Source organism: Alteromonas lipotrueae (genome assembly GCF_019249215.1).
Taxonomy (GTDB): domain Bacteria; phylum Pseudomonadota; class Gammaproteobacteria; order Enterobacterales; family Alteromonadaceae; genus Alteromonas; species Alteromonas lipotrueae.
This window is the reverse complement of the sequence record NZ_JAESDI010000014.1, coordinates 24,515-35,388: the sequence shown is the minus strand read 5'-3', so window position 1 is coordinate 35,388 and position 10,874 is coordinate 24,515. Positions and strand designations below refer to the sequence as shown.

Sequence of the window (10,874 nt, the reverse complement as noted above, 5' to 3'; positions counted from 1 at the left end):
CTTCAATTTCGTGTCACAATAAATGACAATTTTAGGCCTAACGGATAATAAGGCGGTTAACATGAAACATTTTGATTATATCTGCATAGGCGGCGGTAGTGGCGGCATTGCGTCTGCAAACCGCGCCGCCAAGCATGGCAAAAAAGCAGCTATTATTGAAGCTAAAGACATTGGCGGCACATGCGTTAACGTAGGCTGTGTGCCTAAAAAAGCCATGTGGTACGGCGCACAAGTTGCCGAAGCTATTCACCGCTACGCACCAGAATATGGTTTTGATATAACAGTAAACCACTTCAGTTGGGATAGCCTAATTGCCAGCCGCCAAGCCTATATCGAACGTATTCATGCATCGTATGACCGCTCGCTCAGTGCTAACGACGTCACCCTTATTCGTGGTTTCGCTAAGTTTGTTGATAACAATACTATTGAAGTCGATGGCGAAACCTATACCGCTGATCACATTACTATTGCCACTGGTGGTCGCCCTGTCATACCTGATATTCCAGGTGCACAGCACGGTATTAACTCTGATGGCTTCTTTGCGCTAAAAGAACAACCTAAAAAAGCCGTTGTAGTGGGTGCAGGTTACATTGGTGTTGAACTCGCTGGCGTATTGCATAGTTTGGGGACAGAGACCCATTTAGTGGTGCGTAAACATGCTCCACTACGTCACTTCGACCCTATCATCCATGAAACCCTAGTTGATATGATCCACGCTGAAGGCTGCACATTACACAACCACGCCAGCGTTGAAAAAGTAGAGCGCGGTGAAGGTAAGCACCTTTCAATTCATCTAACTAATGGTGAAGTCCTTGAAGCAGACTGCCTAATTTGGGCCATTGGCCGCGAACCATCAACCGATGTGATAGCGATTGAAAACACCGGTGTAGAGCTTGCCGAAAACGGCACCGTGAAAGTAGATAAATACCAAAACACGACAGCTAAGAACATCTATGCTGTGGGTGACATTACTGGTGAAGCCGAATTGACGCCTGTGGCAGTAAAAGCAGGTCGCTTACTCAGCGAACGTTTATTCAACGGCCAAGAAGACGCGCACATGGATTACTCCATGATCCCCACCGTGGTGTTTAGCCACCCGCCTATTGGCACCATGGGCTTAACCGAACCAGAAGCGGTAGAACAGTACGGTGAAGACAATATTAAAGTGTATTCGTCGAGCTTTGCGTCTATGTACACCGCAGTAACCCGTCACCGCCAAATGACCAAAATGAAATTGGTGTGTGCAGGTGATGATGAAAAAGTGGTTGGCCTTCACGGTATAGGCCACGGTATGGATGAAATTCTACAAGGCTTTGCCGTCGCCATAAAAATGGGCGCGACCAAAGCCGATTTTGATGCATGTGTGGCCATTCACCCTACTAGTGCTGAAGAATACGTTACTATGTAGATCGCGTTCTGGAATGTTAGACTGTAGCTGAGCTCAGGTTAACCAAGCTTAGTAAAAACGATAGCGTACTTATAAAATGTAAGGCGATAATCAATATGTTGATTATCGCCTTTCTTTCACATCCTCTCTAACGAAACCGGCACACCATTTAATACACCATTGCCCGACAAGGTATCTACCTGCATTTCGTCTGTCAGAATATTCGTATTCACGCCAGGGTACTGGCTAGCAACACCCAGCTTTATTCCCTTCTTATTATGGCCCCAACCATGCGGTATAGAGACCACGCCTGGCATAATAGAATTGGTAATTTCAACCTCTACGAATAATTCCCCCACTCTTGAAGTGACCTTAACGCTATCACCCTCTTGGACTTGGTATTTAGCAGCATCTTCAGGGTGCAATTGTAGGGTACATCGATTATTTCCCTTCACCATTCTAGGGCTATTGTGTAACCAAGAGTTGTTCGTTTTAATATGACGCCTGCCAATGAGTACCATTTGATTTTCCTTACGCTTCTGGTCAAAGAAATGCGTCTTTACTCGGGCAATATCTGGCATAAAGTAATCAAAATCTAAATTGATTTTTTTATCTTCATGAAAAATGGCGTCAGGTAGTGCACTCTGCAATGGCCCAAGGTCAATGCCATGTGGATGCGCTTTCAGCTTATCTAGCGACAAGTTATAGCCTTCCTTGCCAATGCCGTCTGTTTGTCCCTGAGCGTTAGCGTTTTTATTGCCGTTCGCGTTATCACTGGCACTGGAGTTTACGCGAGCATGTGCACCGTATTGGCCACTTTTTAATAAATCGTCTATCACACCTTTGGGCTGTTTTTGCCATAGTGTTTGATAGTGCGCGGTACTTTTGCCATTTAATTTATCTAGACGCTCTGCCAGCGATAGGTATATCTGCCAATCTGTTAATTGATCATCATCTATATCGACCACTGCCTCAGAATAGGTGGCGTAGTTTCTTACTGCGAAATTATGAAAAACCACATCATAGTGGTCCCGCTCTAACGGTGTAACGGGAGGTAATATAATATCTGCATGCCGAGAAGTTTCAGAAATGTAGAAGTCCACAGACACGATAAAATCGAGTTGTGAAAACGCACGTTCCAGCTGCTCGGTATTAGGCGTAGTCACCACTGGATTTCCAGCACCTATGACCATGGCTTTAATTTGGCCTTCACCAGGCGTTAATATTTCTTCTGCTAAACACGCCACTGGGTATTCCCCAGCAAAAGCGGGTAAACCCCTTACCCGTGAACTATAGCCTGACATGCTGCCCCTGCTTGATACCGGTAAAATATCGGCAGCAGGCTGGGTAAACATCATCCCCCCTTGCCTATCTAAGTTTCCGGTCAACATGTTAAACAGCATGATGAGATATTGAGTGAGTGTGCCAAATGCTTGCACACTCGCGCCCATGCGTCCGTAACATACAGCCGATTCAGCTTCGCAAAAATCGGTAACCAATTTGATTACCTGTGACGCTTCAATACCGGTTTGTTCGCTAACATTTTCGGGAGAAAAGTCTTTTACGTAGCCTTCAACTTCAAGCAATTCTTCGGCGTAAGGTAAGAGCGCCTCGGCATTGTGAAATTGCTTTTCAAATACTACATGTAACATAGCAAGTAATAGCAATACGTCGCTGCCGGGGCGAATAAAGTGATGCTCGCAGCTTAAATCAGCAGTGTCTGTTCGTTTAGGGTCGATGACCACTATTTTACCACCCCGTTTTTGCACGCCTTTTAAGCGATTTTTAACGTTGGGCACAGTCATGATGCTGCCATTGGAAGCAAGTGGATTTCCACCGATAATCACAAAGTGTTGGGTGTGATCGATATCTGGAATAGGAATTTGTGACATATGCCCAAACAGCCTTCGGCTAACAATATGATGAGGGAGCTGATCCACCGAGGTGGCAGAGTATCTATTGTGTGACTCAAGGGCGCGATAAAAATAAGGGCCGAACAAAATAGCCCCCATGTTGTGGGCATTCGGATTACCTAGATAGACACCAACCGCATCTTTGCCATGTTGGGACTGAATATGGTGTAGTTTTTCAGCAACGTAGTCAAAGGCCTCACTCCACGGTATTTCTTGCCACTCGTCGCCTACATTTTTTACCGGTCGTTTTAACCTGTCAGGATCATCATATAAATCTTTCAGCGCACTGGCTTTGGGGCATACGTGGCCGGCACTAAAAGGATTATCTTTATCGCCCTTAATGGATAGTATGCGTTTACCCTGTGTGGCAACTTCAATGCCGCACATAGCTTCGCACAGCGTACAGGTTGAATAATGGAGTTTCTGCTCTGAAATGACCACATCTTGCTTTGAATTAACCACGAATAGCACCTACATCAAACATTGTTAACAGCTTGTTGCAAAATTAGCGTTTATCCACTTAATAGACAAGCATCATCGTGAGTGATGGATAAATAGACGGGTGGGTGGTAAAACTGTAATTTGGTCGTTAGATTTATGCGTAAAATCTCATAAGTTAGGTAGCACCCCACCATTTTAGGTTAAGGTTAACGACAAATTTACAAATAGATGAGACGCTCACGGGCATACTCATCAATAGACAGAAAACGCATTTCAAGCAATTGGAAACACATTATGATAAAAACAACAAAAAGCTTTTTAGCCGCCACACTTGTCAGCGCCTTAGGCTTAAGTACCGCGTACTCTGCGCATGCAGCTGACGACATCAAAAAAGAAGCAACGATTAATGAAGAAAAGTGGGATGTAAGTAACCCGCCATTTGCACTTAATGAAGTCACTATCAATACCACCGAAACCACTTGGTCTAGCTTGGATATAGCCCCGAATGGCAAGTATATGGTGTTCGATATGCTAGGTGATATTTATAAAGTGAATATTGATGGCGGCGATGCCACACCTATCACGCAAGATTTCGCATGGAACATACACCCAAGTATTTCACCGGACGGTTCAAAGATTGCGTTTATTTCTGACCGCGATGGCATTAATAATCTTTGGATAATGGACAGCAATGGCGAAAATCTGCGCCAAGTGACCAAAGAAAAGAACAACCTTATTCACTCTCCTAAATGGAGCCCAGATGGTGAATACTTGCTGGTATCGAAAGGCATTATGTCTAGCCGCAGTATTCCTGCAGGTGAAATTTGGATGTACCACAATACCGGTGGTGACGGCTTGCAAATTAAAGCTCGTAATCATGGTAAAAAAGACCAGCAAAACATAGCTGACCCTGTTTTTTCTCACGACGGTAAATATATTTACTTCACAGAGAACACAGTGCCTGGGAGTCGTTTCGACTATAACCGCGACCCATTAGGTGGCATATTCGCCATCACCCGCTTTGACCGTGAGAACGGCGACGAAAGCCGTTATATTAGTGGCACCGGCGGTGCAGTGGTACCTACGCCATCACCGGATGGTAAATACGTTGCGTTTGTTCGCCGGGTAAAAGAAAAAACCGCTCTGTTTTTAAAAGACATTAGAACCGGTGAAGAAACACCGCTTACCACAGAACTTGAACGTGACATGCAAGAAGGCTTTGGTTCTGAAGGTTACTTCGCCTACTTCGACTGGATGCCAGATTCATCAGCCATTGTGTATTGGACTGGTGGTACTTTCCATAGCATCAATATTGACGATAAGACTATCTCTGATATTAACATTAACGTAGAAGCTACCCTTCAATATGCGGATGCACTGCGCTTTGATGTAAATGTGGCACCGGATGAATTTGATGTAAACATGATTCGCTGGTCGCAAATGTCACCTGACGGTAAGACACTCTTGTTTCAAGCATTAGGTAAGCTTTACGTTAAAGACGTAAAGTCGGGCAAGATGAAACGCCTGACTAAGCAAAATGCCCATGGCGAATATTACCCGCGTTTTTCTAACGACGGCAAAGCCATTGTTTACACCACGTGGAATGATGATGAATTAGGATCAGTACGCATTGTTTCGGCCCGCGGCGGTAAAGGTAAAGTGATTACTAAGCAACCTGGCCATTATATAGAACCATCGTTCTCAAGTGATCGTGAAAAGGTGGTGTACCGCAAGTTTACTGGCGGCTATTTACTCGACCCTAAATACTCAGTGGACCCTGGTATTTATGTAGCAGACCTTGATAGAAAAACCGAAAAGAAAGTGTCTGATGGGGGTATTAACCCACACTTTGCAGGCGACAATTCACGAGTGTATTTCACTGAATCGGTAGGCGGCACGCCGTATCGAGAAACACAACTTTCAAGTGTTAACTTGCAAGGCAATGACAAACGAACTCATTTATACGGAGCTGATGACGTAAGTGAGTACAAACTTTCACATGACAAAAAATGGGTGGCGTTTGTTTACCAATTCAAAACCTTCGTTACCCCGTTTGTGGAAAATGGTAAGAAAGTGACCATTGGCCCCAACATGACTTCACTTCCGGTTACTCAGCTTTCATCTAAAGCTGGTGAGTACTTAACATGGTCGCCGGATAACGAAACGGTGAGCTGGTTTAATGGCCCCACTTTCTACAGTCGCTCGCTTAAAGAAGCTTTTGCGTTTGTAGATGGCGCGCCAGAAACCCTGCCCGACCCTGTAGCCGATGGTATTAATTTATCGTTCACTACCGAAGCCGATAAACCAAGCGGTTACAAAGCCTTAATTGGTGGAAAGGTCGTGACCATGCGTGATGCCGACAACACCCAAGAAGTGATTGAAGACGGCGTTATTATCATTAAAGATAATCGTATTGAAGCTGTGGGCAAGCGCGGAGATATTGCTATTCCTGAAGGTGCTATGCAAATAGATGCCAGTGGCAAAACCATTATACCTGGGTTGGTTGATACTCATGCTCATGGTGCACAAGGCAGGAATGAGATTATTCCAGATAAAAACTGGAGCCAATACTCGAATGTGGCCTTTGGTGTTACCACCATTCATGACCCATCAAACGATACCACAGAGATTTTTGCCGCCTCTGAGCTTCAGCGTAAAGGCGACATAGTGGCACCGCGTATTTACTCTACCGGTACTATTTTGTACGGCGCAGAAGGCCTAGGCTACAAAGCCATCATCAATAACTATGAAGATGCGTACTTCCACGTAGAACGCTTAAAAGAAAGCGGCGCAATTTCGGTGAAAAGCTACAACCAACCACGTCGGGATCAACGCCAACAAGTGTTATGGGCGTCGAAAAATCAAGACATGATGGTAGTCCCCGAGGGTGGCGGTAAGTTTCAGCAAAACCTAACCATGTTGGTCGATGGCCATACAGGGCTAGAACACAGCTTGCCTATTGAGCGCGGTTATAGTGATGTAACCCAGCTATGGAAAGCCACCGAGTTTGGTTACACACCTACATTTGTGGTTTCTTACGGCGGCATGATGGGTGAAGAGTATTGGTACGACCGTACAGAAGTATGGAAGAACCCACGCTTACTTCGCTACACACCTGCCACCATGTTGCATAGCCGCTCTATAAGACGCCCTACCGCGCCCGATAACCAGTACAACCACCAAAACGTTGCCAGCTACGCCAAAGAGCTTCGAGATAATGGGGTTAGTGTACATATTGGCGCTCATGGCCAACGTGAAGGCTTAGCCGCCCACTGGGAACTGTGGATAATGCAGCAAGGCGGTTTCACCGCGTGGGAAGCATTACGCGGCGGTACTATCGATGGCGCAAAACACCTAGGTATGGGTAACGACATCGGCAGTATTGAAAAAGGTAAATTGGCTGACTTAGTCGTGATTGACGGCGATGTATTAGCAGACTTACGCCGTAGTGAATATGTAGAATTTACCGTACTTAACGGCCGTGTATACGAAGCCGCCACCATGAACGAAGTAGGCAGTAAAACCAAGCGCTCCCCTTTCTTCTTTGAAGAAAACAACGCCACCTTTATGCCAAGAACTACCGCGGAAGCGATTGACGCGAAAGCACATCACTTCCATTGGAAACACTAATAATCTAGTAAGTTACTAGCACTTATCAAGCCGGCGTAAATCGCCGGCTTTTTTATGCTTACTGATTCACCTTATGTCCCACATTTCCCTCAAGCCATCAGCAGATTTATCCAAGAGGGTAGGAAGCACCATGATAGACCTTCCACCGCATGGATGCGGTGGCAGAGCCCCATGGATAGGTTTGTTGGGAGCTAGGTCTGTATTAGAAGTGTGGGGCACACAATAAGCAGGCCCTCCCCGGCAGGGATGCCGGGGCGGAGCCTCCAGGGATGGATTTACGGCGTGCCTGTGTTTGTGTGCCCCACACTTCGTATTGTCCCCGTCAGCGGTTGCGTCCATATTGTTCGTGAGACGACACCCAATCTGATGAGCTAATGGCTGAGGCTAACGATATTTCCCCCGCTAAGGCTACCGAGGCAACGATTTCGGCGAATTTATACACCTTGTTTTTGCCATAGCAATCGATAAGTTCTAAGCACTCACGCTGAGTGCCCATTCCAGTGCCACCACCATAGGTGGCCACTATTAACGAAGGAATGGTGATAGACACATACAAATCGCCCTCATCAGTAAGCTCTGAATACATAATAGCAGCCGATGATTCCGCTACGTTCGCAACATCTTGCCCCGTAGCAATAAACATGGCGGTAATACCATTAGGCGAGTGTAAACCCGTATTGTTCACCCCAGATAGAAACGAGCCTACTCCTGCTACCCTGCCGTGATAGTCAATTTGCTTAGGCTCTACCCGCATAATTTGCAGTAAATGCTCACGCTTTATCGTGGCCTCTGCGGTTACCCGTTTACCACGTGTACGCATAATATTTATTTGCGAGGCTTTTTTATCGGTAGCAAAGTTAGACTCTAAGTAGAAGTTTTCAACACCTTCATAATTATCTAAAATCCACCCGCACGCCGCAAAAGTAGCCCGCCCCACCATGTTTTGCCCTGCCGCATCACCGGTTAAATAGTTGAAACGCAAAAACGCAAATTTGTTTGATAAGAAGTGGTCAATATAAGTGAGTTTGGCAATACTCGAGGTTGCTTCAGCCTCTTCGCGAATTTTGCTGATGTTTTGGTTTACCCAAGTAACAAAATCTCTTGCACCACGGGCATCGCTAAAAATAAAAACCGGAGCTCGCTGCATGGCATCATCTACCACCGTAGCCTTTACCCCACCACTCATATTAAGCAGCTTCATCCCCCTATTATACGACGCCACCAAGGTGCCTTCTGTTGTTGCCAATGGCACAACAAATTCACCCTTAGCATGCTCGCCATTTATAGTTAATGGCCCTGCAATGCCAATGGGTACCTGAGCCACCCCAATAAAGTGCTCAATATTCCCTTTTAATTTGTCTGGATCGACTGAGTACTTGCCCACATGATCAATTTTGGCGCCAGTAAAACTTTCAAAGTATGACTGACGCTGCTTAATGATTTTATCGCCATAATCGTCGTGATCGTCGCGGGGAATATGCAGCTTGCGACTCGCTGGTGACGTTACATTATCTTCTACTTCGAACTTAAGCTTTCCAAAAGGAGACGCTGAAAAACAAATACCTATTTTGCGTTTTTCAGGGCTGACTTCTTCATTCAGTTCTAGGTGTACGGTAATGACTTGTCGTAATGAAAACGGCATGCCGCCGTTATTATTAAGCGCATCAAAACTAATGCCACTGTCGTTGCTGCTTTGAATAGAAATTTTATGGCTTGGAACTTTCTCACCATCAAATGAAATCCATTTAAGCTCCTTTAGTGTGGCATCTTTTAAACGGTTTTTTAGTGCAAAGGAAATGCCGTTGTCAGTTTTGGTTAGGCTTCCGTGAGTATATAGCTGCTTGAGTAAAATACTTGGTACAAACATGTGAGTTCCTATTCCGTTTTGGTTAAGCCACTGCGTGAATTAAGTACACTACTTTTTTATAGTACATCCTTTGTACAGTATCACTAACCTTTTGCATTTCCATCAATTTTTAACCACATTTAAATTTGAGCCATTTCATCAAAACTTCATTAAATTTTGCGCCAACACCTTATGAATAAAGGGCGGCAAACGCCCTGACTTCGCCTTATTCGATATACCGAGCCTCCTTCATCTAACGTTTACAGCGTCAAGGCTTTACCCAAGACCACTTGTCGGTATTCAGGTTTTCGCTGCTTAAAAAGCATCGATTGCTGATTAAGCGCTATGTCCATAGGGAAATGGCAACTGAATACCATTTTTTTAATTTCATGGGATGAACTGTTATGAGAAAAGGACTATTCCGTCATCAGGCAATGCAGCCTACCTCGCCATTTCAAGGCGATCTATTGATGACGCCTCGACCATCCCATATGGGGATAACGGCAATACTAATTTTATGGATAGTGGGTGTGGGGATATATCTCACACAGGGTAGCTATGCTCGTAAAGCCACTGTTGAAGGGTGGCTAGAGCCCTCCCGCGGCGTATTAAGACTGTACGCCGACGCCCGAAAAGGCCGCATATCACAAGTGTATGTAAACGAGGGGCAAAAAGTTAAAAGAGGCGAACCATTATTGTCGATTGAATACGGGGTTCAGCAGCCACAAGGCGAAACCGTAGAGCTAAAACTGCAACAAGAGCTTCTTGCTAAAAAACAGCGGATAAGCGACGCGTTGGCACGCAGCATTGGTATTCACCAAAATGACAAAACGCAGCTTTTAAAACAACTTCAGCACGCGCAAAAAGACGCTGAATCAATACGCCATATTTTAGCGATTTCTTATCAACAGTGGCAGTTAGCGTTCAGTCAATTTACCTCATTTGAGGTGCTACGCAATGCTGGCCATGTAAGTAACGCAGATTTCGATAATTATAAGCTTGAGCTTTTAAGTAGCCAGCAACAATGGAAACAAGCTGAGCGAAATAACCTGAAAAGCGAAGCTGAAGTAAGCCGGCTGACACATGAAATTGCCAGTTTACCCGAGATTCAAGCCAATGAGCGCACCGTACACGAAAACCAACTAAGTGATATCAATCAGCAGTTGCTGACATTAAATCGCGATCGGCAGCGCATTCTATATGCATCGCAGAACGGTGTGGTTTCAAGTCTGCAGGCGAGTGCTGGGTTGATGGTCGATCAAAACAGACCGCTACTCAGCTTACTTCCAGAAAATTCCCCTATAGAAGCACGATTGTTAGTGCCTGTGCGCGCCGCTGGATTCATCGCCAAAGGGCAACAACTCGCTATTCGCTACGATGCCTTTCCTTATCAGAAGTTTGGTTTGCAACAGGGACAGATAATTAGCATTTCCGAAACCATTTTACTGCCTGGTGAATGGGCGAACGCGCCTTTAACCGTGAGCGAACCCGCTTATTTGGTTACCGCTCGAGTAAATAGCGACGCCATTATTGCCTATGGAAACCCGGTAATGCTTAAAGCTGGAATGACGTTTTCTGCAGACGTAGCACTTAGCCAGCGTAGCTTACTGGAATGGATCTTAGAGCCGCTGTTAAGCGTCACGAAAAGGTTGTAATT

Annotated in this window: 5 protein-coding genes; 3 read left to right on the top strand and 2 right to left on the bottom strand. The window is 45.4% G+C overall.

The window, feature by feature from the left end; all coding sequences use genetic code 11:
* Positions 1 to 61 precede the first annotated feature (61 nt).
* The gene (gorA, locus tag JKP82_RS16165; RefSeq protein WP_218397828.1) at positions 62 to 1,408 is read left to right on the top strand and encodes a glutathione-disulfide reductase; all 1,347 of its coding nucleotides are present in this window, start codon (positions 62 to 64) and stop codon (positions 1,406 to 1,408) included.
* 116 nt (positions 1,409 to 1,524) lie between these two features.
* Here the strand turns inward: gorA and JKP82_RS16160 are convergent, their stop codons facing one another.
* Positions 1,525 to 3,687: a molybdopterin oxidoreductase family protein gene (locus JKP82_RS16160; RefSeq protein ID WP_373996606.1), complete on the bottom strand. Its 2,163-nt coding sequence runs from the start codon at positions 3,685 to 3,687 to the stop codon at positions 1,525 to 1,527.
* A gap of 348 nt (positions 3,688 to 4,035) precedes the next feature.
* Here JKP82_RS16160 and JKP82_RS16155 point away from each other — a divergent pair, with 348 nt between their 5' ends.
* Positions 4,036 to 7,371 carry an amidohydrolase family protein gene (locus JKP82_RS16155; RefSeq protein ID WP_159533537.1) on the top strand — a complete coding sequence of 1,112 codons (3,336 nt, stop codon included), beginning with the start codon at positions 4,036 to 4,038 and terminating at the stop codon, positions 7,369 to 7,371.
* A 322-nt stretch (positions 7,372 to 7,693) separates the two neighbouring features.
* Here the strand turns inward: JKP82_RS16155 and JKP82_RS16150 are convergent, their stop codons facing one another.
* Positions 7,694 to 9,238 (bottom strand): hydroxymethylglutaryl-CoA reductase, encoded by a 1,545-nt coding sequence (locus JKP82_RS16150; protein WP_159533539.1) that lies wholly within the window; start codon positions 9,236 to 9,238, stop codon positions 7,694 to 7,696.
* Positions 9,239 to 9,621: 383 nt separating this feature from the next.
* Here JKP82_RS16150 and JKP82_RS16145 point away from each other — a divergent pair, with 383 nt between their 5' ends.
* Positions 9,622 to 10,872, top strand: coding sequence for an HlyD family secretion protein (locus tag JKP82_RS16145; protein WP_232370699.1), 1,251 nt, complete (start codon positions 9,622 to 9,624; stop codon positions 10,870 to 10,872).
* Positions 10,873 to 10,874 lie beyond the last annotated feature (2 nt).